General features: G+C 64.1%; 19 protein-coding genes and 1 riboswitch. Of the genes, 9 read left to right on the top strand and 10 right to left on the bottom strand.

Annotated elements, in window-relative coordinates:
* Positions 1–8: 8 nt before the first annotated feature.
* A riboswitch (cobalamin riboswitch) is annotated at positions 9–229 on the bottom strand.
* A 61-nt stretch (positions 230–290) separates the two neighbouring features.
* The 3 genes from F3H87_RS01215 to F3H87_RS01205 are packed head-to-tail and all read right to left on the bottom strand — an operon-like array spanning position 291 to position 2527.
* The gene (locus tag F3H87_RS01215) at positions 291–602 is read right to left on the bottom strand and encodes a hypothetical protein (RefSeq protein WP_149786843.1); all 312 of its coding nucleotides are present in this window, start codon (positions 600–602) and stop codon (positions 291–293) included.
* The gene (locus tag F3H87_RS01210; protein ID WP_149786844.1) at positions 599–1396 is read right to left on the bottom strand and encodes a crotonase/enoyl-CoA hydratase family protein; all 798 of its coding nucleotides are present in this window, start codon (positions 1394–1396) and stop codon (positions 599–601) included. The genes F3H87_RS01215 and F3H87_RS01210 overlap by 4 nt, the downstream gene beginning before the upstream one ends.
* 36 nt (positions 1397–1432) lie before the next feature.
* Entirely contained in the window at positions 1433–2527 is a 1095-nt protein-coding gene (locus tag F3H87_RS01205; protein ID WP_149786845.1) for a CaiB/BaiF CoA transferase family protein, read from the bottom strand.
* A 261-nt stretch (positions 2528–2788) separates the two neighbouring features.
* Here F3H87_RS01205 and F3H87_RS01200 point away from each other — a divergent pair, with 261 nt between their 5' ends.
* Genes F3H87_RS01200 through F3H87_RS01190 form a run of 3 tightly spaced genes read left to right on the top strand, consistent with a single transcriptional unit; the run spans position 2789 to position 5558 of the window.
* On the top strand, positions 2789–3736 hold the full coding sequence (locus F3H87_RS01200) for a glycosyltransferase family 2 protein (protein ID WP_262974971.1): 948 nt from the start codon (positions 2789–2791) through the stop codon (positions 3734–3736).
* A 3-nt stretch (positions 3737–3739) separates the two neighbouring features.
* Positions 3740–4591 (top strand): sulfotransferase domain-containing protein, encoded by an 852-nt coding sequence (locus tag F3H87_RS01195; protein WP_149786847.1) that lies wholly within the window; start codon positions 3740–3742, stop codon positions 4589–4591.
* Positions 4581–5558, top strand: a complete 978-nt coding sequence (locus F3H87_RS01190; protein ID WP_149786848.1) for a glycosyltransferase family 2 protein — start codon at positions 4581–4583, stop codon at positions 5556–5558. The genes F3H87_RS01195 and F3H87_RS01190 overlap by 11 nt, the downstream gene beginning before the upstream one ends.
* A gap of 4 nt (positions 5559–5562) precedes the next feature.
* Here F3H87_RS01190 and F3H87_RS01185 read toward each other — a convergent pair whose 3' ends face one another.
* Together F3H87_RS01185 and F3H87_RS01180 are read right to left on the bottom strand one after the other, a co-directional pair.
* Entirely contained in the window at positions 5563–6369 is an 807-nt protein-coding gene (locus F3H87_RS01185) for a sulfotransferase (protein ID WP_149786849.1), read from the bottom strand.
* Positions 6370–6373: 4 nt separating this feature from the next.
* The gene (locus F3H87_RS01180) at positions 6374–7237 is read right to left on the bottom strand and encodes a glycosyltransferase (protein ID WP_149786850.1); all 864 of its coding nucleotides are present in this window, start codon (positions 7235–7237) and stop codon (positions 6374–6376) included.
* 275 nt (positions 7238–7512) lie between these two features.
* Here F3H87_RS01180 and F3H87_RS01175 point away from each other — a divergent pair, with 275 nt between their 5' ends.
* Entirely contained in the window at positions 7513–8715 is a 1203-nt protein-coding gene (locus F3H87_RS01175) for a glycosyltransferase family 4 protein (protein ID WP_149786851.1), read from the top strand.
* A gap of 9 nt (positions 8716–8724) precedes the next feature.
* On the opposite strand, the gene F3H87_RS01170 is transcribed toward F3H87_RS01175, so the two are convergent.
* Positions 8725–11310 (bottom strand): AMP-binding protein, encoded by a 2586-nt coding sequence (locus F3H87_RS01170; protein WP_188129141.1) that lies wholly within the window; start codon positions 11308–11310, stop codon positions 8725–8727.
* Between the two features lie 428 nt (positions 11311–11738).
* On the opposite strand from F3H87_RS01170, the gene F3H87_RS01165 reads away from it, so the two are divergent.
* Both F3H87_RS01165 and F3H87_RS01160 read left to right on the top strand, forming a co-directional pair.
* Positions 11739–12029: a hypothetical protein gene (locus tag F3H87_RS01165; RefSeq protein WP_149786853.1), complete on the top strand. Its 291-nt coding sequence runs from the start codon at positions 11739–11741 to the stop codon at positions 12027–12029.
* Between the two features lie 462 nt (positions 12030–12491).
* Entirely contained in the window at positions 12492–16673 is a 4182-nt protein-coding gene (locus tag F3H87_RS01160) for a PA14 domain-containing protein (RefSeq protein ID WP_188129142.1), read from the top strand.
* A 57-nt stretch (positions 16674–16730) separates the two neighbouring features.
* Here F3H87_RS01160 and F3H87_RS01155 read toward each other — a convergent pair whose 3' ends face one another.
* The 4 genes from F3H87_RS01155 to F3H87_RS01140 form a co-directional block, all read right to left on the bottom strand.
* Complete coding sequence (locus F3H87_RS01155) at positions 16731–17678, bottom strand: sulfotransferase family protein (protein ID WP_149786855.1); 948 nt, start codon at positions 17676–17678, stop codon at positions 16731–16733.
* Positions 17679–17699: 21 nt separating this feature from the next.
* Entirely contained in the window at positions 17700–19292 is a 1593-nt protein-coding gene (xrtD, locus tag F3H87_RS01150) for a VPLPA-CTERM-specific exosortase XrtD (RefSeq protein ID WP_149786856.1), read from the bottom strand.
* 807 nt (positions 19293–20099) lie between these two features.
* The gene (locus F3H87_RS01145; RefSeq protein WP_149786857.1) at positions 20100–21317 is read right to left on the bottom strand and encodes a leishmanolysin-related zinc metalloendopeptidase; all 1218 of its coding nucleotides are present in this window, start codon (positions 21315–21317) and stop codon (positions 20100–20102) included.
* 117 nt (positions 21318–21434) lie between these two features.
* On the bottom strand, positions 21435–22163 hold the full coding sequence (locus F3H87_RS01140; protein WP_149786858.1) for a hypothetical protein: 729 nt from the start codon (positions 22161–22163) through the stop codon (positions 21435–21437).
* 422 nt (positions 22164–22585) lie between these two features.
* On the opposite strand from F3H87_RS01140, the gene F3H87_RS01135 reads away from it, so the two are divergent.
* The 3 genes from F3H87_RS01135 (at position 22586) to F3H87_RS01125 (ending at position 26244) form a co-directional block, all read left to right on the top strand.
* The gene (locus F3H87_RS01135) at positions 22586–24079 is read left to right on the top strand and encodes a hypothetical protein (protein WP_149786859.1); all 1494 of its coding nucleotides are present in this window, start codon (positions 22586–22588) and stop codon (positions 24077–24079) included.
* A gap of 10 nt (positions 24080–24089) precedes the next feature.
* Positions 24090–25106 (top strand): glycosyltransferase family 61 protein, encoded by a 1017-nt coding sequence (locus F3H87_RS01130; protein ID WP_223227977.1) that lies wholly within the window; start codon positions 24090–24092, stop codon positions 25104–25106.
* Between the two features lie 310 nt (positions 25107–25416).
* On the top strand, positions 25417–26244 hold the full coding sequence (locus F3H87_RS01125; RefSeq protein WP_188129144.1) for a WecB/TagA/CpsF family glycosyltransferase: 828 nt from the start codon (positions 25417–25419) through the stop codon (positions 26242–26244).

The raw sequence follows: 26244 nt of genomic DNA, 5'->3' as shown, positions 1-26244 counted from the left end.
CGCGCCCGGATAGGGTGATCACCTCGGCAGGTCTCCTGACTTGCGGGTCATCGCTTGGCCGGGCCTTCCCACGGCGCCCTGGGGCGCGGCAGTGGCATATGCCGGCGTCGCTCACCGCTTACAGTTGCGGGGGCAGTCACGGTCTTGGGTGCCCTTTCAGGCGGGTCCGCACCGTGTTCCCTTTTACCCGGCCGAGTGAATCGACCGGACCGAAGCAGACTTCTGATACCGAAACTTTGCCACGCTGAAAAGGCCAAACACGACCCGGGCCCGCGCGGGCGCGACAGGCGTCAGCCCCGCGGGCAGGCGAAAGGCACGAAGGTCGAGGCCATGCCCTCGCTCATCGACATGATTGTCAGCCGGTCCGCCATGGCCCGTTCTTCCCGGCTGCGCGGGCAGACATCATGGGCGGCAGTGCAGCCCGACGCCAGAAAACCCGCGTGCCGGTCGAGGAATTCGGCGCTCAGCCCCGCGGTGCCATAGGCCCGCAGGGCGAAATCCCACGCCTGCGTATACAGCGCGCATTTGCGCTGCGCCCAGGCATCCTGCGCCTGCGCGCCCGATGCCCAAAGTGCCGCGCAGATCAGCGCGGCGCGGATCATTCCGGCCGCACGCGCGCCGCCGTCTTGTTGGCAAACGCCTCGAGCCGCCCGCGCGAGGCGGGCTGGGTGTTGACGATCCCCGCCACCACCGATTCCGCATAGGCCGCGTCCAGCCCCGACATGTTCTGCATGTGGGAAATGGCCGAGCAGATCGCAAAATTCGACAGCGGCGGGTTGGTGGCCGCCGCGCGCGCGATTTCCAGCGCCTTGGCCTCGGAATCCTCGACCAGGTATTGCGCCAGGCCGACGCCGATCGCCTCGTCGCCCTTGTAGACGCGGCCGGTCAGCATCATGTCGATCATCCGCGCCTTGCCCACCAGGTCGGCCACGCGGATCGTGGCGCCGCCGCCGGTAAAGAGGCCACGCTGCCCTTCGGGAAGGGCGAAATAGGTCGAATGGTCGGCGACGCGGATATGGGCCGAGCTGGCCAGTTCCAGCCCGCCGCCCACGACCGCGCCCTTCAGCGCGGCGATCACCGGCACGCCGCCATATTCCATCTTGTTGAACGCCTCGTGCCAGCGCAGGCAGATATGCATGAAATCCTCGGGGCGGCGATCTTCGGCGTGGTGTTCCACAAGGTCCAGCCCGGCGCAGAAATGCGGCCCCTCGGCGCGCAGGATCACGGCGCGCGCGCCCATGCGCGGCAGTTTCGAGAACACCTCGATCAGCTCGTCCACGGTGGCGGCGTTCAGCGCGTTGCGCTTGGCCGGGCGGTTCAGCGAAAGCGTGACGATGCCCTCGTCATCGGCGCTGATGGCAAGGTTTTCCAGGTCGAAGATATCGAGGCTGTCCATGGGTTATGTCCTTTGGGTCTGTCTTGCTGCGGGCGCTCAGGCCCGGTCGGTGTTCAGTTCGGCCAGGATCGCGGCGGCGTCCTGCCCGCGTGTCGGCGCGGGGCGCGGTGCCGGCGGGGTCTGCCCGTCGAAACGCGGGGCGGCGGCGGCCTGCAGGCTGTCGCCGTCGCGGTGCCAGATGCCGCGCGCGGCGATATGGGTATCCTCTGCCGCGCGGTCGGGCGGGTTGACGGGCGCGACGCAGGCATCGGTGCCGTCGAACAGCGCCACCCAGTGCGCCAGCGGTTTTTCGGCGAATATCGCCGCCAGCCGGTCGGTTTGCGCGGGCCAGGCAGATTTGTCGAACTGCTTTTGAAAGGCCGGATCGTCGGCAAGGCCCATCCGGTCGAGGAAGATGGCATAGAATTTCGGCTCAAGGCTCTGGACCGAGATGAACTGCCCGTCGGCACAGGCGTAGCAGCGGCTCCAGTGCGGGCCGTCGAGGATGCTTTGCCCGCGCTGCATGGACAACCCGCCCGCCGCCGCCAGCGACATCAGCAGGTTCATCATGTGGGCCGATCCGTCGACGATGGCGGCGTCCACCACCGTGCCCTGCCCGGTGCGCCCCGCCCGGACGATCCCCGCCAGCATCCCCGCCACGAGATAAAGCGCGCCGCCGCCGATATCGCCGACAAGCGTCGGCGGGGTAAAGGGCGGCTGACCTGCGGGCGAGCCGTACCAGAGCGCGCCGGACAGCGCGATATAGTTCAGGTCGTGCCCCGCCTGCATGGCGCGCGGGCCGTCCTGGCCCCAGCCGGTCATGCGGCCATAGACCAGTGCGGGATTGAGCGCATGGGCGTCCTGCGGGCCAAGACCCAGCCGCTCCATCACGCCGGGGCGGAACCCCTCGATCAGCCCGTCGGCGCCGGCGATCAGGCGTTTCACAATGTCCAGATCGGCGGGGTCCTTCAGGTCGAGCGCGATCGAGCGTTTGCCGCGATCCAGCGGGTTGCGTTCTGGCTGGCCCGGCGCGCTGCTGCCATCCTTGCGGTGCACCACGATCACCTCGGCGCCGAGATCGGCCAGCGTCATGGCCGCGAAGGGCCCCGGCCCCAGCCCTTCGATTTCGATGATGCGGATACCGCTCAGCATGATGCGCCCCCTCCCCTTGCGATTTGCGCGGCATTAACCGCGAGCACGCCCCCGAGCGCAAGGCGGGACGCGAAAAATGACGCAGGGTCGCCCGGAGGCGGCATTCCGGGCGGCGGCGTGAAACCCTGTGCGTTCCGGGGGTTTACGCGCCTGCGCCGGTCTTCCTATACTCCGCCGCATACGCAGCCTGCGCCGATCCATTTTCAAGCGGACCATTTGATGCCGGATATCCCCCGACCCCTTTCGCAGCCCCACAGGGTTGTGATCTCCATCATCAATTACCGGACCGGGCCGCTGACCATCCAATGCGCGCAATCGGTTCTGGACGACATGGGCGATATCGACGGCCATGTGGTGATCGTCGACAACCTGTCGGGCGACGGGTCGGCCGACGAGATCGCGGCCTGGATCGACACGCTGCCCGCGCCGCGCCGGGTCAGCCTTGTGCGCTCGGCCACCAATTCCGGCTTTTCCGGCGGGCATAACCAGGGCTTTGCCGCGGGGCCGTCGGAGTATGTGCTGGTGCTGAACTCGGACGCGGTGCTGCGGCCGGGGTTCCTGGCGGCGATCCTGTCGGCCGCCGACGACCGGCCCGAGACCGGGCTTTTCGCGCCGCGCATCGACTATGACGACGGCGAACAGCAGACCAGCTGCTTTCGCTTCCCCTCGCCCGCGAGCGAGTTCGACCGGGGGGCAAGGACCGGGGCGGTCAGCCGGCTGCTGTCGCGCCGCCTTGTCGCGCTGCCGATGCCGCCCGCGCCCGACGAGATCGGCTGGGCCAGCTTCGCCTGCATCCTTCTGCGCCGCCGGATGATCGACGAGATCGGCCCGATGGACGAGGGGTATTTCCTGTATTTCGAGGATATCGAATATTGCTGGCGCGCGCGGCAGGCGGGCTGGCGCATCGCCTATGTGCCGCAGGCCCGCGCGGTGCATTTCCGGGGCGGCAGCGGCCCGGTCAAGGCGCTGGCGAAGGAAAAGAAGCGGCTGCCCGGCTATTACTATGCCTCGCGCACGCGGTTCTTTCGCCAGACTTACGGCCCGGCGGGGCCGGTGCTGGCCAATGTCGCCTGGGCCTCGGGGCGGGCGCTGGCGCGGCTGCGGCTGCTGTTCGGCAAGGCGGTGCCGCCCAGCAACGCGCGGGAGGCGCGCGATATCTGGACCAATATCCTGTCGCCGCTGGCCGATGGCCGCCGGATGGGGGGCTGAGCGATGGCCCTGCCCGATTTCGTGATCGTCGGCGCGATGAAATGCGGCACCAGCACGCTGGCCGCGCAACTGGGCGCGCAGCCCGGCCTCTTCATGACCGAGCCGAAAGAGCCCAACTTCTTTTCCGACGACGCCGTTTATGGGAAGGGGCTGGACTGGTACGAAAACCTGTTCGCCGGTGCCGCGCCCGACGATCTGAAGGGCGAGGCCAGCACCCATTACACCAAGCGGCCCACCCATCCCGACGCCCTGCCGCGCATGGCCGGGGTGCTGGAGGCGCCGAAGATCGTCTACCTGATCCGCGACCCGGTGGCGCGCGCGGTATCGCATTACATCCACGAATGGACGATGGGCGTCATGTCGGGCGAAATCGACGCGGCGTTCGACCGGCATGAGGAGCTGGTCGCCTATGGCTGCTATGCCATGCAGATCGCCCCTTATATCGAGGCGTTCGGGCGCGACAACGTGCTGGTGCTGAGCCTTGAGGCGATGAAGGGCGCGCCGCAGCAGACGCTGGAGCGGGCCTGCGCCTTTCTGGGCTATGGGGGAACGCCGCACTGGCGGGACGATCTGGCGCAGATGAATGCCTCGGCCGAGCGTATCCGGCGTTTTCCGCTGCACAGGCTGGTCTTTGACAACCCGGTGGCCACGCGCCTGCGCCGGGCGCTGATCCCGCAGGGCCTGCGCGACCGGATCAGGAAATCGCGCCAGATGCAGGACCGCCCCGAACTGTCGGACGCCACGCGCCAGCGGCTGATCGCGCGCTTTGCCGAGGATTACGAGGCGCTGCAACGGCTGGTCCCCGACCGCCCCGACCTGCGCGCCAGCTATCCGTTCCTGGCCCATGACGGCTGATCCCCGTATCGGCGCGGTCGTCATCGGCCGGAACGAGGGCGACCGCCTGATCCGCTGCCTGGAGTCGGTGCGCGGCGGGGTGGCGCATGTGGTCTATGTCGATTCCGGCTCGACCGACGACAGCGTGGCGGCGGCGCGGGCGCGTGGGGTGGAGGTGGTGGCGCTGGACATGGGCGTGCCCTTTACCGCGGCGAGGGCGCGGAACGCGGGGCTGGATGCGCTGCTGGCACATGGCGCGTTCGGTTACGTCCAGTTCATCGACGGCGATTGCGAGCTGCGCGAGGGCTGGATCGCGGCGGCAAGCGCCTTTCTGGACCAGCATGAGGACGTCGCCGTGACCTGCGGCCGGCGGCGCGAACGGTTCCCCGGGGCCACGCCCTATAACCGGCTGTGCGACTGGGAATGGGATACGCCGGTGGGCGAGGCCACGGCCTGCGGCGGCGACGCGCTGATGCGGGTCGCCGCGTTGCAGGCGGTGGGCGGGTTCAACCCCGACCTGATCGCCGGCGAAGAGCCCGAGCTGTGCGTGCGCCTGCGCCTTGCGGGTTGGCGGATCTGGCGGCTGGATCACGAGATGACATGGCACGATGCCGCGATGACCCGGTTCGGCCAGTTCTGGAAACGCACCCGCCGCTCGGGCCACGCCTTTGCCGAGGGCGCGGCGCTGCACGGCCGCGGCCCCACCCGCCACTGGGTGACCGAGACGCGGCGCGCGATCCTGTGGGGGGCGGCGGTGCCGCTGGCTATCGTGCTGCTTGCGCTGCTGGCAGGCCCGGCCGCGCTGTGGCTTTTGCTGATCTACCCCGTGCGGCTGATCCGCATCGCGCTGCGCGAAGGCGGCGACAGGGCCGCCTGGGAACGGGCGTTTTTCCTGATCACCGGCAAGTTCGCCGAAGCGACGGGCGTCGCCGAATACTGGTGGGGCCGGCTGCGCGGCCGCAGGGGCGGGTTGATCGAGTATAAGTGACGGCTCAGCCCGGCGCGTCGGCCGCCGCGCGCAGCAACGCCTCGTGCGGGGTGCCTTTGACGGCGGCAAGGCAATCGTCGAAATTCTCGATCGTTTCGGAAATCGGCGTGCGGATGATCTTTTTCATCCGTTCGGTCGTCTGCACCGGCGCCACCCCGAGAAAGGCAAAGGCACCGTCCATCAGGCGCTGGCGGCTGTCCCGGTCGGAGAAAAGCTCGTCATACCGGATCACGTATTTCCGCCCGTCGTGCAGGCGGGCCAGCATGTCGTCAAGCTGGGCATTCTCGGTCTCGATCTCGTGCAGGAGGGTGGCGATGCGCGCGGGGTCGATCCGCAACCGCTTGCGCGCGCCGCTGTCATCCGTCGCGGCCACCACCCCCGTCGCGCCCAGCATCGCGTTCGAGATCATGCGGTCCACGACGTTCTCGCGGATCAGCCCGATCACCTTGATATCGGTGCGCCGGTCCAGATAGTCGGACAGGCCGTAGCGCGCGAAGTTGAGCGAGAAATCCTTGATCCCGAAGGTTCTGATATCCCGCAGGCGCTTGGCCGATGCGCCCTGCCCCGCCAGCACCTTGCGCACCGACCGGATGCCGTTCGCGCCGCGCAGGAAACCGGGCGAATAGAGCACCCGATCCAGGAACGCCTCATCGCTGCGCGGCATGAAGGGCAGCTTTCGCTGGAGCTTGCGGACAAGGTTCCATTCGCCCAGAACCTCGCCGAAATTCAGCACCTCGGGGCTTTGGTTCAGCATGTCGCGCAGGGTGTTGCTGCCGCTGCGGCCGAGGGTCAGGATGACGTGGTGCTCCATCCCCCTACCTCCCCCTTGTCCATTCCGTGCCCGAGCGTTTCAGGCGCACCGCGACATGCACCAGCGCGTAGACGATGAACGGCACGGGCTTGCGCAGGAAAAGCCCGGCCAGTTGAGCGCGGGACAGGGTGTCCTTGGCCTCGCGATCGGCCAGTCCGGGCCAGAGCCTGTGCAGTTCGCGCACGCCCTCGTCCTGCCTGCGGCGGACGCGGACGAGGTTGCCGAAGCCCTCGACCATCGGCCAGTGATAGCGGGCGGGCACCTCGATGCGTTCCTCGGGCGTGAATTGCAGCCGCACGAAGGTATCGTCCGAGATGATCGCGGGGAAATCCCCCCAGCGCGCGCGCCCCGCCTTGTTCACGGCAAAAAGCCCGGCGCCCACCGCGCCGCCCCTGACAAATGGCAGGTCGACCCAGAGCCGCGCGTATTGCCGCGTTACCCAGCTTTCGGCGCGGGTGACGGCAAGCGTGCCGGTGGCGTATAGCGGGGCATCGGGGGCAAGCGCCGCGCGCAACTGCCCCAGCATCGCGGGATCGAGCCGCACATCGGCGTCGAGGAAGGCGCGCATTCCGCCATGGGCGGCGGCATCGCCCGCGTTCAGCGCGTTGGGCTTGCCCGGCTCCGGCACCTCGATCACGTCAAGCTGCCAGCCGCGTTCCGCAAACCGGGGGGCAAACCCGGCGGCCACCCCGGCGGTGCGGTCGGTGCAGGCATTGGCGGCAACGATCACCTGAACCGCCCCGGCGTCGGCATCCTGCGCCAGCAGCGAGCGCAGGCAATCGCCGATATAGCCCTCTTCGTTGCGGGCGGCGATGACGACCGAAACCGCCCCGTCATGCCCCGAATGCCCCGTGCCCTGCGCCGTCATGCCAATCCGCCGTCAATTGCCTTGTTCAAATCAGACATTTCAAAACCGTCAGGTCAACGCGATAGCCGTTCCAGGCGGTGTTTGTCGACGGTGAACCTGCCGGCCAGTGTATTCCGGCAGCGGGTGGGGCCGCACGGCAACCTTGGGATTTCCCGGTTCTGGCCACAGTGTTGACATCGCGCAGGGGCATTCCCGCCTGTGCGGCGACGGGATTTTCCGCTACACCGCAATCGCGGGCCGCGACCGCAGGCAGGATCGTTCAGGGAATTTCACCTATGCGTATCGGTTATCTGATGAATATGTATCCGGTCATCAGCGGCACCTTCATCCGGCGCGAGATACACGCGATCGAGGCCGAGGGCGTCGCAGTGATGCGCTATGCCCTGCGGCCGTGGGAGGGCGCGCTGGTGGACCCTGCCGACCGCGCCGAGCAGGAGCGCACGTTCTACCTGCTGTCGGGGCGCGTGCCGGCGCTGCTGGGCGATTTCGCGGCGGAATGCGCGACCAACCCGGCCGGGGTCTGGCGGGCGCTGAAAGGCTGGGCACGGCTGTGGCGCAATGCCGGGCGCGGGTTCGTACCGCATGTGGCCTACCTGCTTGAGGCGGTGTCGCTGAAACGCCGCGCCGCGCGGGACGGGATCGCCCATATCCACGCGCATTTTTCCACCAATACCGCCGCCGTGGCGCTGTTGTCGCACCGCCTGGGCGGGCCGGGCTACAGCTTTACCGCGCACGGGCCGGACGAGTTCGTGGACTGGGGCCCGGCCTCGCTGGCGATGAAGGTGGCCGAGGCGCGGTTCGTCGCGGCGATATCGGATTTCGCGCGGGTGCAACTGGCGCTGGCGGCGGGGATGGAACACTGGGGCAAGCTGCGCATCGTGCATTGCGGCGTGAATCTGGACGACTATCCGCCGAGCGATGCGCCCTTCGACGAAAGCGCCCCCTTCGTCTGTGTCGGGCGGCTTTGCCCGCAAAAGGCGCAGGTGCTGATCGTCGAAGCCGTGGCACAGGTCGCGCAGACCCATCCGGGCGTGCAACTGCGCCTGATCGGCGATGGCGACACGCGGCCCGAAATCGAGGCCGCGATCACCCGGCACGGGCTGGAGCGGAACGTGACGCTGCTGGGCTGGCGCGACAATGCCGAGGTGCGCAGGGAACTGGGCCGCGCCCGCGCGCTGGTCCTGCCCAGCTTTGCCGAGGGGCTGCCGGTCGTGATCATGGAAGCCTTCGCGCTGGGGCGACCGGCGATTTCCAGCTTCATCGCGGGGATTCCCGAACTGGTCGACGACAGCTGCGGCTGGATGGTGCCCGCCGGTTCGGTGGAGCGCATCGCCGCCGCGATGCGCGCGGCGCTGGAAACCGATGCCGGCACGCTGGCCGCCATGGGCGCCGAAGGGCGCGCACGCGTCGAGGCGCGACACGATATCGGGCAGGAGGCCCGGACCCTGCTGGCCCAAATCCGCGAGGTTACGGGCTGATCCCCGTCCTCAGCCGAAATACATCCGCCGCAGACGCCAGCCGAGATAGACCATCACCGCAAGGAACGCGCCCATCGGCACGATCAGCGCGACGGCACCGGGCAGCCCCAGCACGACAAGGATGTCCTTTATCGGGATGACGATGCCGTGGAAGGCATAGACCGGCAGGGCAAGCCCGCCGACGACAATCAGGATCTGAAGCACGCCCCGGCACAGCGCCCCGAACCGGTGCCAGGATTTCAGCAGCAGCGCGAAAAGCCCCACGAGGGTCACGACGGTCGAGAAATAGAAAAGGTATCCCAGCAGGCTGGTGAAGAACGGTGAGCCGCTGGTGGCAAAGGCGTTGGGCGGCAGCACGTCCAGGCCGATCAGCACCGCCACCGCCACGCCCATGGCGCCGCCGGTCACCATCGCCTTGCCGGCGCGTGCCGTGTCCTTCTGCGCGGAATACCAGTACCCCAGCGCGATGGCCGGAAAGACCAGCGCAAGCAACTGGAAATAGCTGTAATTCGCAACGGCCAGCAGCCGCAGCCACTCGGCCACCCCGTCGATCTGATCGGGAAAGAGCGCCTGCAAGCCCCACATGAGCACCGGCCCCAGCACCGCCACGATCAGCGCGCGGACGGTGACGTTGCCACGGCTGAGATACCACAGCCACAGCGGCGCCGTGGCGAAGGCCAGCACGTAAAACGCCAGGATGTTATAGAAGGCGTGCCCCAGTTGCAGCCCGCCGATCGGTTGCCCCTGGAGATACAGAAGCAACAGCCGCACAAGGGCCATCAGCGTCAGGCCCGACGCGACAAGGGTCAGCGACAGGCGCAGGCGCTTGTGCACCGCCGGCCGGTCAGTGACATAGCGGGGCAGGAAGAAGAACCCCAGCCCGATGCCGAAAATGGTGGCGAAGCCCTCGGTTCCCATGCGGTAGATACCGCCGAGATAGAAATCGGCCTCGGAACCGATGCCGAGGCGCTGGAAGAATCCCGGCCCCCAATGCGATGTCAGCACCGCGAAAACCATCAGCGCGCGGGTGATGTTGATGGCCCATGTCGCGGTGGTGCGGTCCGGCAGGGATTTGCGCGGCGCGGCGGCATCCGCCGGCGCGTCCAGGGTGGCCGCGACCTCGCGCAGGCTGCGCCCCTCCAGCGTGGCCCGCACCGTCGCCTGATCGAAGCTGCCCTCCATCACCAGCCCGATCTGCACCGCGCTGAGCGAGTCGCCACCGATATCGTAGAACGTGTCGCCCGGCCCGATGGCCACCTGCCCCACGACCTTTTGCCAGGCGCGCGCGATGGTATCCTCGGCCCCGGTCAGGTCGGCGGCGGCCGCGCTGTCCGGCGCGGGGGCGGGGTGGGTTTCGCGGGCTTCGAAAAGCGCGCGCAGCGCCTTGCGCTGGATCTTTCCGCTGCCGGTGACGGGGATCTCATCGACCTCGAACAGGTGAATGCCGCCGCTCTGGTCGACGCCCATCCGGCGCAGGGCGATCTCGGCCGCCTTCGCGATCAGCGGCACACGCTCGGCCAGCGCGGATTCGACGGCGACAACCGCCGCGTCGCCGCGCAGCGGGTCCGGGGCGCTGGTCACGGCGATATGGCCCGCGCAGCCGCAAAGTTCGACGATCTCGCGTTCGAGGTTCTCGGCGTTCACGTTGACGCCCGCGATGTTCATCTGATCGTCGAGCCGCCCCAGATAATACAACATGCCGTCACGAATGTCTCCGCGATCCTTCGTATGCAGCCAGCCGTCGGCCTCCGTCACCGGCGCGATTTGGCCGTCCGGGGCGAGCTGGCCCAGCGCGACGTGATCGCCACGAATGCAGATCTCGCCCTCGTCCCCGATGCGGATCTCGGCCGGCGGTGCTACGCTGCCCACGCTTTCCAGGCCGTCGGCAGGCGTGCGCGACACGTCGAGGAAGGTGGTGCGCGACGCCTCGGTCAGGCCGTAATGCTGCACGATCCGGGCATTCGGGAACAGCGCGGCAAGCGCGGCCTTTTCCTCGCCCGACATATACTGGCTGCCGATCTCGATCCAGCGGAGGCGCGCGCCCGCGTCACCGATCGCCGCGGGATTGTTCAGCACGATGCGCCACAGGGTCGGCACCGCCGAAACCGCGTTGATCTGATCGGCGTCCAGCATCCGGCGAATCTCGGCCGGGTCAAACCGTTCGGGCAGGAAGAAACGTCCGCCGGCAGCCGATACGGCGCGCACCCGCCCCAGCCCGAAGGAATAGGTGACGGGCACGCCGATATACTCGCGGATCGTGTCGTCCACCGCCATCGCGGCGTTGAGCCTGCGCACGACATCCGAGATGTTGCGCGGGGACAGAACGATGGCCTTGGGCAGCCCTTCGGTGCCCGACGAGAACAGGATCTGCGCCGGCCGGTCGCTGCTGTCGGGCGTGAAGTTCAGCCGCCCCCACCCGCCGCCGGGGTCGGCCTGCTGACGGTCGGTGATATCGAGCCCCGGATAGCGCGACAGGTCGAGCCCGGCGCGCTGCACCGTGAACACGGTGCCCGCGTCATAGAGCCGGAATGCCTTTTCAAGAAAATCGAGCGAGTTCGCGGCCCCGATTGCGACGGCCGAAAGTGCCTTTGTCATATCCTGTGCCACCATCCCGAACCCGCGGGATCACCACAGCCTTTGAAATACATGATCGGCAATCGCCTTTTCCAGTCATCCGTAATGCCCGCAGAGAGTGGCAGGTTTTGTTTCCGGTAATCAAGGCTTTTGCCCGCCGGACCGGCCGATTTAGGGCTTTGCGAAGCGGCGCGAAACGGGCACAATGGCAGTGAGGCAGATAATGACGAAACGTCAGAGCGCCGCAGCAACGGGTGGAGCAACCGCCGACGCGCGCCGCAAACAGGCAAACCCGGCCATGGCCGGTATCGAGGGAGCAGTCACATGACCCGACTCTTATGCTTGGACCGTTTGCCGGTTTATCGGCGCCCTGCCGTTATTTCGACAAGTTTGTCTGGATTCTGACGTCAGGCCCTGCGCCTCGTGGAAACCGCCGCGGAGAGTTGCATATGACAGAGACCGTTTCGGACGCGCCGATCCCCGAGGATCTGGTCGGCACGCGCCAGGGCATATTCTACCTGCTGCAATCGGGCGCCGAGCCCGCCGGGCACGACCCCGCGGACGTACCGGCCTTTGCCGCGCGCGCGGACGAGGCCCCTGCCCCCCTGCGCCTGACGCAGCCCGCCGCTGCACCGCGCCGGACCGCGCCGCGCACCTACCGCGCGCCCGAGCCCCCCAAAGCGCCGGCGGCACCGCTGTCGGAATTTCTGGATATGGACGATTTCCATTTCAACCTGTGACCCGCGCCTGACCGGTCTCCGGTCTTCATCGCCGGGCGCGTGGTTCGGTCTTTGCCCCTGCGTCATGGGCGAAATCGTGCTTGTTTCACGGGATTTCCGATGAGGCGATTGCCGACCACCGCTGGTTTGGCTACCCCGGAATCACAGAAGATCGCGGCAATTAAGCCGTGGCGTTGATGGCAGTGTGTTTCGACGGGTTTCCGCTCAATTTCTTGGTTGTGCATGTATTTCGGGTGCGCGCGCTTTGGCGTGCCCGATTGCCGTGTCGCATACCGATATCCGGGAGGAGGGTCTGTCGCGTATCGGGCTGGGAATGAAAAAAGGCAATGAATCCGACCGGATAAGACGTCGCGTGGTTTTGGGGACACCCCTGTAATTGGCCAATTGCCGCCGCAAATTGGCCCAAAAGCTCAGTCACCCATGGCACGAAATGACGCGACCCGGTTTCGAGGAGCAGAAGGAATGAAAAGCTTGGCAGGCAAGAAGCTGATGCAGATGTTCACCCTGGACGACCTGTTCCAGGATGACGAACGCGAGAGCCACGGCCATACATTTGGCGACAGGTTCAACGCCTATCTGCAAGCCTTGCGGGACGACCTGGTCCTGCCCGACGACACGAACAGCGACGAGCCTGCGATGGTGGCCCCGGAAGACGAGGCCGAGGACCAGGGCACAGGCACGGACCAAACGGACCCCATGGACGACGGCAGCGGTGACCATATCGTCGCCTCCGGCGATGACAACGGCCTGCGCGCCAGCTTTTTCGCGCTGGAGTCGCGCACGCGGTCGCTGGCCGATATCGATTTCGACGCGACGCCCGATGCCACGATGGTGGTGGGTGCGCTGGATTACGGCATGACGAACGAGGCGTTCTGGGAAAAGGGTGCCATCAACAAGTTCGCGGCACAGTACCAGGGCTTCCTGAATGTCGAAACGGCGGGTTCCTACACCTTCTACCTGACATCGGACGATGGCTCGGCGCTGTATCTCGATGGCGAGATGATCATCGACAATGACGGCGCGCATAGCGCGACGCTGCAAACCGTCACGCTCAACCTGGACGCGGGTGCGCATGAGATCGAAATCCGCTATTTCGACAATTTCCGCGAGCAGGTTCTGACGCTGGAATGGGAAGGCCCTGATTCCGGCGGTGAGCGTCAGGTCATCGGCGGCGACAGCTTTACCCTCGATGCGCCCGCCGGCGACGATACGCTGGTCGGCTCGGAAGGGGACGACACGATCGACGGCGGCATGGATATGGGCGACGAGCATGGCGACCATGGCGACATGGGCAGCGATGACGGCACGGACACGGGCGACGACCACAGCGATCATGGCGACATGGACGGCGATTTCGAAAGCGGCCTGCGCGCCACCTTTTTCGCGCTGGACGCGCGCACGCGGTCGCTGGCCGATATCGATTTCGACGCCACGCCCGACGCTACCTCGGTGGTGGGCGCGCTGGATTACGGCAAGTCGCAGGATCCGTTCTGGGAGGACGGCGCGATCGACAAGTTCGCCGCGCAATACCAGGGTTTCCTGAATGTCTCGAACGCGGGCAGCTACACCTTCTACCTGACATCGGACGATGGCTCGGCGCTGTATCTCGACGGTCAACTCGTTATCGACAATGACGGCGCGCATAGCGCGACGCTGCAGACGATCACGCTGGATCTGGAGTCCGGCGCGCATGAGATCGAAATCCGCTATTTCGACAATCTCCGCGAGCAGGTTCTGACGCTGGAATGGGACGGCCCGGATTCCGGCGGTGAGCGTCAGGTCATCGGCGGCGACAGCTTTGCCCACGAAGCGCCCGCCGGCGAGGATTCGATGGTCGGCTCGGAAGGGGACGACACGGTCGACAGCGGCATGGACATGGGTGGCGATGACGGCGGCATGGACATGGGCGATGACCATGGCGACCACGGCGATACCGACATGGGCGATGGTCAGGGCGATATGGACCATGGCGACACCGACATGGGCGATGGCGGTGATATGGATCACGGCGATCACGACGACACGGACATGGGCGGCGATCACGGCGACATGGACCATGGCGATCACGATGACGCGGGTCCTGCACAGCCCACGACGCCCGATGAAGAGGACGCCTTTGTCGCGGCCGTGATGGCCGAACCCGACACCGGTGGCCACATGGCCCACATGGACAACCCGACCAAGGCGACCGAGCATGGCCAGCTTCTCGACCTGGTGCCGCGCTCGGAGGCGACCCATGTCGCGGTGCGCGACGGCGACTGGTTCGACCCGGACACATGGTATCAGGGCCGCATCCCCGACGAGGGCGCAAAGGTTCTGATCCCCAAGGGCGTTTCGGTCAATTATGCCGGCGAAAGCGACGAATCCCTGTTCACCGTCCGCGTGGACGGAGAGCTGTCCTTTGCCACCGATACCGACAGCAAGCTGCTTGTGGACACGATGGTCATCTCGACCTCGGGGCGGCTGGAAATCGGGACCGAAGACAACCCCGTCCAGGACCACGTGAATGTCGAGATCGTGATCGCCAATAACGGGGATATCGACGTCGACTGGGACCCGACCCTGCTGTCACGCGGCGTGATTTCCCACGGCGAGGCAGAAATCCACGGCGCGGAAAAGACCGCCTATACCAAGTTCGCAGACGCCCCGATGGCCGGCGATACCGAGATCCGGCTGGCCGAGATCCCGGACAACTGGTCGGTCGGCGACACCATCGTGGTGACCGGCACGCACAAGACCGGCTGGACCTGGAACAGCGAAGAGCGCGCGAAGGAACATATCGAAAGCCAGGACGAGGAACTGGTGATCGTGAGTATCGACGGCGACACGATCACCGTCGACCGCCCGCTGCAATACGACCACGACGCCCCGCGCGAGGATCTGTCGGGCTATGTGGCAAACATGACGCGCAACATCACCTTCTCGAGCGAGGATGGCGATGCGACCGAAATCCACCACCGCGGTCACGTGATGTTCATGCACAGCGACAATGTCGACGTGCGCTATGCCGCCTTCGACGATCTGGGCCGCACCGACAAGTCCGAACCTGCCTTCCTTGTCGAAACGCTGGACCTGTCGACCATCGAGGCCGACACCAATATCCAGGGCCGCTATTCCTTCCACCTGCACAAAACGGGCACCGAGGACCAGGACAATCCCGCGATTTCCTTCGGGAACACGGTCAGCGGATCGCCCGGCTGGGGATATGTGCACCACGACAGCCACGCCGAGTTCGTGCAGAACATCGCCTTTGACGTGTTCGGTGCGGCATTCGTGGCCGAATCCGGCAACGAAACCGGCCTCTGGTGGGAGAACATGGCGATCAAATCCGAGGGGATCGGGTATGGCCATGCCAAGACCAAGGCAAGCGATGGCGTCGAGCGGGACGATGTCGGCCGCACGGGCGACGGGTTCTTCTTTGCCGGGCGTGCGGTTGAGAGCGGCCACAACGTCGCGGCGAACACGACGCATGGCTATGTCTGGATGACGCGTGCCGCCGATTTGGTGCCGGAAACCGATCAGCTCGACCACCCGGATGCCTATTACGGCCGCGACACGGCACGCGGCACGTCCCAGACACCGATCCAGGGCTTCCACGACAACGAGGCCTTTGGCACGCAGGTTGGCCTGATCGTGGTCAAGGCGACGGGGTGGCAAGGTCATGATGTTCGCACGGTGATGGACGGGTTCACCAACTGGGAAACCTCGAACGGTGTCGAGATGACCTATACCGGTCATTACACCTTCAAGGATTTCGACCTTTTGGGCACGACGAACACGGACACGATTGCGAATGCCAAGATCGGCTTCGACTTCAGCCAGATGAGTTTCGATCTCGTCGTGAACGGAATAAGGATCGAAGGTTTCGACACGGCCATCGACTTTGATCAGCGCGAGCGTTCCCACTGGGACACGGACGATGTCAGCCATGTGGTGATCGACGCCGAACTGATCGGCAACGAGACCGATTTCGAAGGGTTCGACCCGGAGAAACACATGATCATGACCTCGGAAGACCTCGTTGAGGGCCGCCTTGAGTTCGTGATCGACAGCGACACCACGATCGGCATGTGGGAAAACCTGTATCTCAATGGCATCAAGATCGACTCGATCGGCGAACATGACCGTCAATTCGCCGACGACACCCACGTTCTGGACTTCAGGAAGAACATCCTTCCGATGCTTGAACGGGATGGTTATTTCGAAACCGGGGATGGCGAGAGGGTCATGCTTGTCAATGACTTCATCGCCGATCGCGCAACGGGTGAGTTGCTGAAGATGGTGCATGTGGTCACGCTCGATTTTCCCGAGTCGGAACTGACCAAACGCGGCATCGTCAACAACGGCCTGATCAATCTCGACAGCCTTGCACCAGTGACGCAGGACGACTTCGTCAGCACCCCGATGGAGGCACCGATCGTGATCGACGTGCTGGCCAACGATATGGACCCCGAGGGGGGCATGTTGCAGATCGATGGTTTCACGAACCCGTTCCACGGCGATCTGAGCCTGCAGGACGACGGCACGCTGCTGTTCTCGCCGCACGAGAACAAGGTGGGGGTCGAAAGCTTTGACTACTGGGTGTCGGACGGGGATGGCGTTCTGTCCAAGGGCACCGTGTTCATCGACATATTCGACGCCTGACAGGCATCGTCTTCGGGGAACCCAAAGCAGCCCGCAGGATCGCCCTGCGGGCTGCTTCTATTTCAGGTATTCAGTATCGAGGGCCCGTTTCTGCGCCGCAAAACGCCTGTGCAGCGACCGCAAGCCCAGACGTCGTGTCAGCGTCTCTTTCAGGAACAGGCCGAGCCCATAGCGCCCAACCGCCATTTTCCACCTTCGAAAACGGTTCACCGCCGACAGGCGCAAAAGCTCCCACCGGCCGGGCGGCATGGCGGGGCCGGCCATGGCATAGCCGCGCGCCGTCATCATCCCGCCCACCCGGGCCTCGACCTGGGAAATCTCTTTGGCGGTCGATTTCCTGCGCCATTGCTCGATCAGCGACAGGTCCGGCGCGGCATAGGTTGTATCCTCGTGGTAACGCAGCATATCCGGCTCGAAAGGCACGGCAAGGAAATCGCAAATCCGGTGCAACTCGGCCCCGGTATCGCGGATCAGGGCCTCGTAGGTCAGTTCGGCCCTGGCCGGCGCCGGGATCGCGGGCGCCGCCCGATCCCAGTCGGTCTCGGTCTCGATCCAGGGCGTTATACCGTGGTAAAGCGTACCGGCCCATCCCATTCCGATGCAGGACCGCGCCACATCGCGGGGATCGCGCAGCATGTGGATGACGCGCGCGCCGGGCACGGCCGCCAGCGCCCTGCCAAGGTTGCGGTGGATGTTCAGCGTCAGCAACCCCGGCTTGCGCGCCCGGAACTGGCCCAGGAAATCGGCCAGCAGATCAAGGCCGTCCTTCCCCTCGGGCAGGTGCAACCCCGAGGAGAGGAAGCCACGCCTTTCGCGCAGAGCGTCCAGATCATACCGCCAGCCCCCCGGCGCCCCGGGATCGCGGTGCAGCGTGTCGAACAGGTAATCCACCTCGCCCGGGTTGTTGAGGTGCGGATGCGCGTCCAGCATCAGCCGGAACACTGTCGTCCCGGATCGCAGCGCGCCGAAGACGAATACCGGGGCCGTCGTTTGCGTATCCTTCATCGCCCTGCCCCGGCCCCCTGGTCAGATCCCGGGAACAAAGCGCGGCAGCTTGACCAGAACGTCCTGCATACTGTCCTGCAGCCGCGCCTCGGCCGCCGCGACCGGCTCGCCCGCGCCCATCCGCGTGGTCAGCCGGACGATCGCGCTGTCGTTGCGCCCGTTCGCCAGCTTGCCCAGCAACAGGTGCAGCTTGGCGCCGAACATCGACGACGTGCGCTTGCCCTGTTGTTCGTACCAGTAATAGACAAGCTGCCGGTTCACGCCCTTCTGGATGATCGCGCGGTTCAGGGTAAAGGACTGGCCGGTCGTTTCATCCACCGCCTCGATGGGATCGAGCGCCGCGATCTCCCAGCCGGCGCCGGGCAGGCAGACCTCGGGCGAGTGCACGCCGCCGCGGCTTTGATCCTTGTACCAGGCGATGAACAGCTCGACGGGTTCGTCCACCCCCGGCTGGCTGAGGTTGGCCAGAAGATAGTCGTTGGCCGCCAGCGCGCGCTCGATCTCGGGGTCGAACGAGCCGTGGCGCAATGCCCGCCAGTCGCCCACGCTCGACGGGAACAGCGTGAAGGGTTCGCGCTCGACCACGATCGCCTCGCGTTCGGGCACGGCCTTCCAGGCCATCGCCAGGCAGCCGACCAGCAGGGCAGCGGTCAGCATCGCCTTGCTGGGCTGCACCAGCCCGATACGCCTGGCCTGTGTGCCAAGGCCCTCGGTCTCAAGATCAAGCGCCTCGATCAGGCCCACCTTGTCGCGCCTGAGCAGCACCAGCACCCAGGCCAGGGCGAACAGGATCAGCACGCAGGCAATGAAGATGACCCAGCCTTCGAAGAAATGGGTGAACCCCTCGACCCAGTCGAGCCCGTAGTGGTTCACGATGTAGCCTGCGATCGCGATACGCACCGAGTTCATGAAAACGGTGATCGGCGCGGCGGACACCAGCAGCAGTGCCTTGTGCCACATCGGCCCCTGATAAAGCACCGCAAAGATGTAGGAGAAGCTGAGGATCGGGAACAGGTAACGCAGCCCCGAACAGGCCTCGGCGACCTGCAGCTTGTAGACACCAAGGTCGATGATGTTCCCCTCGAGGAAGACCGGGACGTGGATCAGTTGCAGGAAAAACACCCCAAGCTCGGACGACACGCCCTGCAGATAGGTGGACAGGCCATAGTAAAGCGCACCGGGCAGCGGCAGCATGTAGACCAGATGCACCACCGGCGGCCAGAAATGCTTGCCCGTGTCCCAGCCGAAACTGATCAGCAGGATGGCCCCGACCCAGAGGATCAGCCCATAGGCCACGATATCGTGGATTTCGAGCAGCCGCCCCGCCGCGCCCAGCGCAACGGCGATGACCAGCAGCACGATGCCCGGCCAGCGATCATGCACCGGCCCGTGATTGACCGGCACGGTTTTCAGCTGCCGCAGGAACAGCAGCGCGGACAGAACCGGGATCAGCGGGCCGTGGCTGTATTCCGGCAATTGCCACGCTTCGAGCAGTTCGGAGATACCGTTCCAATAGAACATGCCGGCGGCAATCGTCGCCAGCAGCAGCCAGAACGTGCCCCAGTGGAAAAACCCGGAAACGATGGGAGAATGCGACCTTGTTATATCCGTCATGACCGATGCCAGACCCTGTCGAAAATTGAATAGCCCGTTGGGCAAGAAATTCTTTGAACACACAAGGTTCTACCCGAGACGGCCCGGAAAACCAATTCAATCCTGCCGCCTGACGCAGGCGTGATCGCGCCGGGTGGATCGAAAACGGGTATGATGCGACGGTGCGTTTTCGCCGGAGAAATCAGGACATGAACTATTTATTAGTTTAAAGTCAATAGGTTATACGAAATCCTGCACACCTGCCACACGGTCAGAGCATGGTTCGGTCACCACTGTTCGAAATACCGAAACTGATTGATGCATGCCCCTGCCACAAGGCCAGAGGCCCGCGGAGCCAAGAATCGCCCCCAAGACAAATCGTACAAATCGGGCAATTTTCCGGCATCATGCGAAGGCAGCTCGTTTCCGACCGATCACCAGTCTGAAATTCGCCGCGGAATTGTTTTTGCGAGACTCCACCCTGACGGGATAATGCGTTACGGAAACGCGCAAAACACGCCTATAGGTAGCATTCCCCAATCTCCGCTATGCGGTATATGGCGCAATTGGTAGATTATGGCTGCAACATGGCGATTTTTCGTCGGCCGCTGACAACAGGAAGACGCAGGCGCAGGTTGGCCGAACACTGAGTTCAATCGCATTTTCCGTAACGAGTGCCCGGTTCGCGTAGAAAGCCCTTTTCAACGGCCACAGGCCGCAGAAGGTTTTATGACGGGGATCGCAGAGGGAATTACGCGATCTGACATTACACCAGGCCGGTGCCGCTTTCGTGGCGCCGGCCTTTCCTTTTGGCTGGCCGCCAGACTGTCAGGCGACGGTAACGGACTCGTAGATGGTTTCGTAACCGATGTCTTCCATCGCCGCGATGCTCATATCCGACAGGTAATTGCCCGAGTAACGCAGATAGGGCGTCATCAGTTCCTTGGTGAAACCGCCGTCATCCCAATGCGCACCGGACGCATCGAGCGCGATGCCGATATCCGAAAGTAGATCGCTACCGGCAATCCCGGCGAATTCGGTATGATAGGCCTCGACCGCATTCGCGCCGGTGAACCGTTTTTGCCCATCGACCGTTTCGATAAGGCCCAGAGCCGAGAACAGTGTGCCGAACCCCATCGCGTGCAGCATTTCATGCATACCCAGGTCTTCCCACAACCCGCTGGAATCGAGGCTGTCGATATCGGCGGTATCGAAGGTCAGAACGCCGGTGCTGGGCAGCAGGCTGTCAGAACGCACCGAGCGCGGCCCGCCGGTTGCCCATGCGCCGCCGCCGCCGTCAATGCTGGCCTGCACAAGGGTCAGTTCGATATCGTCGATGCCATTATGGCTTGCGACATCCCCGGTAATGAAATCGCTGATCGCCTCGGCCGCACGCGCCAGGGCATCCCGCTGCGATTGCAGCCAGTCGCCCTGAAAAACCAGGGCGATGTTATAGCCGTCCGGCGTGTCCATGCCGCTGATATAAGTGTTCGGATCGTTGCTGCCGGGGTTGGTTTCCGTCGCGGTACCGGTCCCCGTATCCGTGCCGGTGTCGCCGCCGGTATCCATGCCGGTATCGGTCCCGCTGTCGCTGGTATCCGTCGACCCGTCCCCATTGTCCACGGGCTTGTTCTTGCCCTTTCCCTTGCCCCCGCCGCCGCCGCCGTCCGAGGTCTTGTCACCGCCGCCGGCCCAGCTGGGCTTGGCCGCGGCGTCCTGAAACGGCGTATCCGGCTCCTCGGGCTGTTCATATGTGGCAAAGGGCTTGGCACGCTCCGGCAGCTCGGTCGCGGCGCGTTCCTGCGCGGGGTTCAGACCGTCCTGCGCGTTCTGCGCGGCGTCGGGCAGGACCGGATCTGTCCCTGGCGCGGCTTCACCGGGCGCACCTGTATCGGCAGACCCCGGCCCGAAAGACATGTCCGCCCCTTCAAACGCCTTGCCGCGATGTCCGCCGGAAAAGAACCCGGCCACCGCTTCCGTATCGAAGACCGGGGGCAGGATATCCGCAAGCGGCCCCCGCAGGCCGTTCTGGTATTGCTTTTTCATGTCCGCTCTCGCTCGAATTCAGCCCCGTCCGGGCATGTTTTTTTAAGCAGACACTATGACGAAAGTAGGGCGCCCATCAAGGCACCCTACCCCAAGATATAGTAGTCTTTTCAGCGTTCAGGCAGACTTGCGCTTGCGCCGGCCGATCAGCCCGCCGATACCCACGGCCGTCAGCAGAAGGGGCAGGCCGGCGGGAAGGGGGATGACGCCGCCGCCGGGATCACCCTCGCGCTCGAATAACATAGAATCCAACCGCGTATTCGCTGTTTCCGTGGCTAGAAACTCCACACGGCTGAGGTTTTCAAACGCACTTCCAAGGGTCACGGCATATCCGACCGATTTGCAAATCTTGTCGTTCTCACAAGCGGAGTCGCCGGTCCCGGTACCACCCTCGCCTGTCTTCTGGACGATCGTGTAATCGGTGAAGACACCAATTGCGTCGCTAAGTGTGAACGTAATCTTCTTTACCGAAATATTGTTCTCATCGAAGCCTTCGACGTAGAAACTGTTCTGTGCGTCTGTCGTGCCGCCTTTGCCCTGCATCGAAAACCAGAAGCTCTTGAAATCGAACAGCACGCTATCGCTCTGCCTTGTGATCACAGGAAGCGGGCCATTGCCGGATTCCAATGTGCAGTCGCCGGATTCGCACTGGCCACTCGTGATATTCGTGGGCTCTACGAGGTAGCCATCCCAAACCACCGACCCATTTGCGTTCGGGCTGACAACGCCATCTTCAAACGTAATCTCGGTGGATAATGTGGCTGCCGAAGCTCCCGCCACGCTAACAAAGAACAGCACGGCAGTAGAAGCTGCACCCGCAAGGAGTTTGTTTTTCAAAGTTTTCATTTTCCAGCCCTAATAATTTGGAGCGTCAAACAGGCTCAAATCACACCTAACATTCTGTTAAAGTGTGCCACATTCCCGCCTCATTTCATAGAAAAATCAGAATGTGAGCAATGAAATTCACCCTATGATTGCACCTCTCGCCAACAGACTCTCAAAACAATCGCCAAGGTAGTGCTTGCGCATATGATCCTTGAAATCCATCCGTACGAATCGGTGATCCCTTATCATTCGGCACGCTTGACGCAGACCCCGGCAGAAACAATTGGTTGAGCAAGAAAACCAAGGTTTTTCAAAAGCGCCAAACCTCGTATGTATGTTGGCAGATGATTGCCAACCACCGCCGAACTTGAGGCGCATTACGGAAACCGCAGACGCTTTTCATGCCATCCACTTTCGCATATGCCATGTTGTTCATATGGCCGGTGGTCACCATCGTCCTGTTCCGCCTGCGCCCGCTGAACGAGGCGCTGGCCTGGACGATCATCGCCGGCTATATGCTGCTGCCGCGAATCACAGCGTTCGACCTGCCACTATTGCCGGCCTGGGATAAGGAGCTTGTGCCCAGCCTGTTCGCGGCGATCATGTGTTTCGCCCTGGTTGCCTCCGACAAGACAAGCCGGCAGGGTCGCGCGACACAGCGGGTGGATGCCGGGGGACCGATCGCCGATGGCTTCACCATAAGGCGCGGCAAGGTTCTGTTCTGGGGGCTTATCGTGTTGCTGTTCGGATCGCCGCTTATCACGGTGATGAACAACATGGAGCCGCTTGTTGAGGGCGATCGGTTTCTGGCCGGGCTGGAACTCTATGACGGGCTGTCGGTGAACCTGAACCTGCTGGTGGGGCTGGCGCCGTTCTTCCTGGCGCGGCGCTATCTCAACAGCCCCGAAAGCCATGTGGTGTTGCTGAAGGTGCTGGTAATCGCCGCGCTCGGCTATTCCTTGCTTGCCCTTTACGAGGTACGGATGAGCCCGCAGCTCAACCGCATCTTCTACGGCTTTTCTCCACACCGTTTCCTGCAGAATGTGCGTTATGGCGGCTTCCGGCCGGTGCTGTTTCTCTATCATGGAATCTGGGTTGCGATCCTGTTCAGTATCGCGGTGATCGCTGCCGGGGCGCTCTGGCGCGAATTCAAGGGTACGGAAAGCGCCAGGCGCTGGCTTCTTGCTTGTTTCTGGCTGCTGATGACGCTGGTGCTGTGTAAATCCATGACGGCGCTTGTCATCGCCTTGCTGCTTCTGCCGCTGGTGCTGTTCACTGCGCTGCAGCTTCAACTGCTTGCCGCGGCGGCGATTGCGTCGGTTGTCATGCTCTACCCCAGCCTGCGCGGTGCCGACCTGATCCCGACGCAGCAGATCTATTCGCTGGTGGCGGGCATAAGCAGGGAACGTGCGGATTCGCTCCAGTACCGGTTCGACGCCGAGGACGCGATGCTGCTGCACGCCAACCGCAAGCCCCTTGCGGGCTGGGGCAGCGGCGGGCGCAATCGGGTTCAGACGGAAAACGACCGCACGATCGCAACGGACGGTTACTGGATCATTGTCACCGGGGTCTACGGCTGGATGGGCTATATCGCCCAGTTCGGCCTGCTGGGGCTTTCCACCGTGTTGTTGGCATTCAACCGAAGGCGGTTCAACCTGTCGCCGGCGACAGCGGGCCTGACCCTGGTGCTGGCGGGGTCGCTGATCGACCTTCTTCCGAACGCGACGATTTCGCCCGTGGTCTGGCTCGTGGCGGGGGCGCTGATGGGCAGGTATCAGACCGCACGCGCGATAGAGAAGACAAGGGATATTCGCGCGGCGCGTGTGACGGCCTCGGGCAGGCATGAGGAACAATTACGGCCGCCATCGGCCGCGGCCGAAGAAAAACCCGCCTACACACGGCCGCCTCTCCACATCCGCAAGCCGAGAGAAGGATGATGTCGATTTGATGCGCAACACCGGCAAGCTGACGATCGCGCCTTGTCACTGTCCGGCCGATACATTGGTCACGGCGCAGTCGCACCTGGTCGACCGCTTCGTCGCCGATTGCGAGATCGTGCACCTGCCAGTCAAGACAGTGGTGGGCGGCACGCTTTCATTCGATCTGACCGATACCGTGGCTCACCCGCCGGAACCGCCCCGGCGCAGCTTGTCCCTGTTGCGCCGGCCCGCCCCTCAGCGTGTCGAAGGCCGGGTTTTCGTGGATTTTCGCCTGCGGTTTCCGCAGAACTGGGCGCATTTCCTGAACAACCACCTGCCCATCCTGTTCGCGCTGGCCGAGGACGCCGGATGCCCGCCGGAGGGCATGCTGCTTGTCCTGCCCGGCGACACGCCGCGGTATATCATCCAGGCCGCACAGTTCTTCGGGCTTGAAACCCTGTGCACCGATGCCCCCGTGGAGGGACGCGCCCTGAATTTCACCGCAGACCCCTGGACCGGAATCCGGCCCGCCCGGGCGGATTGGGCGCATCTGCCTTATCCGCAACAGGTGCTGTCGCAATGCAGGGAAGCGGACAGCCAGGGTACCGTCCTTCCTGCGCGGGCATTCCTGTCCCGCCGGAAAACCCGCGTGCTGGAGAATGAGCCCGAGATCGAAAGCCTGTTGGCGGAACGCGGTTTCACCAGGCTCTACCCCGAGGACCTGTCCGTCGCGGACCAGTTCCGCCTGTTCGAAGAGACCGAAGAGATTGTCGCCATTCACGGCGCGGCGCTTGCCCCACTGCTCTATCGTTCCGGGCAATCCCGCCTCGAACGGCTGATCGAGCTTTTCCCTTGCGGCCACATGACCGATGTCTACCGCGTCATGTCCCACCAGGTCGGCTGCCGCTGGCTGGGCGTGCGCGGACGGATCAAGCCCGAACATGTGGCCGGGGCCTACGATCTGGAAAAGCCCTTCGTGAAATACTCGCTGCAATCCTTTGCGGTCGATCCCAGGTCGCTGACGCTTGCCCTGGAAACCGGGTGAGCCGCGGGAAGAAGGTCAGGTTTTTCCCACTTTCCGCCTGCAGGACCGTTATGTACCCTTTTTTCTGGGTATTTTTGCAGCCGCGCCGGCGGTTTTGCGCCGGAAGGCGGGGGCAAGGCCATCGAACCGGTCCAGTGACGTCAAATTGCAGACATAAATTTCGCCGATAGAAGGGTGCGGTAACAGGTAAGCGTTTCAAACGGTAGAATTTTCAATAAACTCGGCCGGTGCCCACGATGCCGCTTTTGCCAGACCGGCCGCGGCAATGTCTTGCTCCGGTTTCGATAACTATTCAGGGAAGGACCGGCTTATGGAGGATGGCTTGATCTCCAAGCGTCACGAGGGCAGCACCGTCAAGGTTCCCGGCGCCGCACCGGTGATGCGCCCGTTGCGCAAGGTGCCCATTCTTAACGCCTTCGTGCATGACGTCACGATGGACGAGCTGCTGGAAAACTTCGATCGCGGCCGCCTTTTGACGCTTCATGTCGATATGCTGATCAAGCTGCAAAAGGACCGGGCGTTCTATGACATCCTCGACAGGTTCGACGTGGTGACCTGCGACAGCCAGATCATGTATTTCGCGCTCAAGCTCTTGGGCACCCCGGTGAGAGAGCGGGTGTCTGGCTCGGATTTCTTTCCGAAATTCTACATGCGCCACAAGGACGACCCGGATGTGACCGTGTTCATACTCGGTGGCAAGCCCGGCATTGCCGAGATCGCGGCGCGCAACATCAACGAAAAGGCCGGGCGCGACATCGTGATCGACACCTACGCCCCGCCCTTCGGCTTCGAAAAGGACGCTGACGAGGTTGCCCGCGTGGTCGATCGCGTGAACGCGTCCGGCGCCACGGTCCTGTTCGTGGCGATGAGCGGCGGCACGCAGGAAAAATTCATCATGGACACCTGCGACCGGATGCCCGGCCTGCGCCTTGTCCTGCCGCTTGGCGGCACGGTCGACTACGAGGCCCGCACGTTGAAAAGGCCCCCGGCCTGGGTGACGAATGCCGGGTTCGAATGGTTCTATCGCGTGCTGAAGGAACCCCGGTTGCGCTGGAAACGCTATTTCATCCACCAGACACCGTTCCTGTGGCTGGCGCTGAAGCAGAAGCTGGGATGGTATCGGGATCCGTTCGCGTAG

The organism is Lutimaribacter pacificus, assembly GCF_900142185.1.
Classification (GTDB): domain Bacteria; phylum Pseudomonadota; class Alphaproteobacteria; order Rhodobacterales; family Rhodobacteraceae; genus Lutimaribacter; species Lutimaribacter pacificus.
Note: the sequence above shows the minus strand (reverse complement) of the source record. Positions and strands in the feature narration are given on the sequence as shown.

What these genes read in the sequence shown, in the direction of transcription:
- F3H87_RS01210 (WP_149786844.1), bottom strand. Translation starts at nt 1,396, where the DNA reads ATGGACAGCCTCGATATCTTCGACCTGGAAAACCTTGCCATCAGCGCC.
- F3H87_RS01180 (WP_149786850.1), bottom strand. Translation starts at nt 7,237, where the DNA reads ATGACGGCGCAGGGCACGGGGCATTCGGGGCATGACGGGGCGGTTTCG.
- F3H87_RS01155 (WP_149786855.1), bottom strand. Translation starts at nt 17,678, where the DNA reads ATGAAGGATACGCAAACGACGGCCCCGGTATTCGTCTTCGGCGCGCTG.
- F3H87_RS01195 (WP_149786847.1), top strand. Translation starts at nt 3,740, where the DNA reads ATGGCCCTGCCCGATTTCGTGATCGTCGGCGCGATGAAATGCGGCACC.
- F3H87_RS01170 (WP_188129141.1), bottom strand. Translation starts at nt 11,310, where the DNA reads ATGACAAAGGCACTTTCGGCCGTCGCAATCGGGGCCGCGAACTCGCTC.
- F3H87_RS01165 (WP_149786853.1), top strand. Translation starts at nt 11,739, where the DNA reads ATGACAGAGACCGTTTCGGACGCGCCGATCCCCGAGGATCTGGTCGGC.
- F3H87_RS01125 (WP_188129144.1), top strand. Translation starts at nt 25,417, where the DNA reads ATGGAGGATGGCTTGATCTCCAAGCGTCACGAGGGCAGCACCGTCAAG.
- F3H87_RS01160 (WP_188129142.1), top strand. Translation starts at nt 12,492, where the DNA reads ATGAAAAGCTTGGCAGGCAAGAAGCTGATGCAGATGTTCACCCTGGAC.
- xrtD (WP_149786856.1), bottom strand. Translation starts at nt 19,292, where the DNA reads ATGACGGATATAACAAGGTCGCATTCTCCCATCGTTTCCGGGTTTTTC.
- F3H87_RS01215 (WP_149786843.1), bottom strand. Translation starts at nt 602, where the DNA reads ATGATCCGCGCCGCGCTGATCTGCGCGGCACTTTGGGCATCGGGCGCG.
- F3H87_RS01190 (WP_149786848.1), top strand. Translation starts at nt 4,581, where the DNA reads ATGACGGCTGATCCCCGTATCGGCGCGGTCGTCATCGGCCGGAACGAG.
- F3H87_RS01140 (WP_149786858.1), bottom strand. Translation starts at nt 22,163, where the DNA reads ATGAAAACTTTGAAAAACAAACTCCTTGCGGGTGCAGCTTCTACTGCC.
- F3H87_RS01145 (WP_149786857.1), bottom strand. Translation starts at nt 21,317, where the DNA reads ATGAAAAAGCAATACCAGAACGGCCTGCGGGGGCCGCTTGCGGATATC.
- F3H87_RS01205 (WP_149786845.1), bottom strand. Translation starts at nt 2,527, where the DNA reads ATGCTGAGCGGTATCCGCATCATCGAAATCGAAGGGCTGGGGCCGGGG.
- F3H87_RS01130 (WP_223227977.1), top strand. Translation starts at nt 24,090, where the DNA reads ATGCGCAACACCGGCAAGCTGACGATCGCGCCTTGTCACTGTCCGGCC.
- F3H87_RS01185 (WP_149786849.1), bottom strand. Translation starts at nt 6,369, where the DNA reads ATGGAGCACCACGTCATCCTGACCCTCGGCCGCAGCGGCAGCAACACC.
- F3H87_RS01175 (WP_149786851.1), top strand. Translation starts at nt 7,513, where the DNA reads ATGCGTATCGGTTATCTGATGAATATGTATCCGGTCATCAGCGGCACC.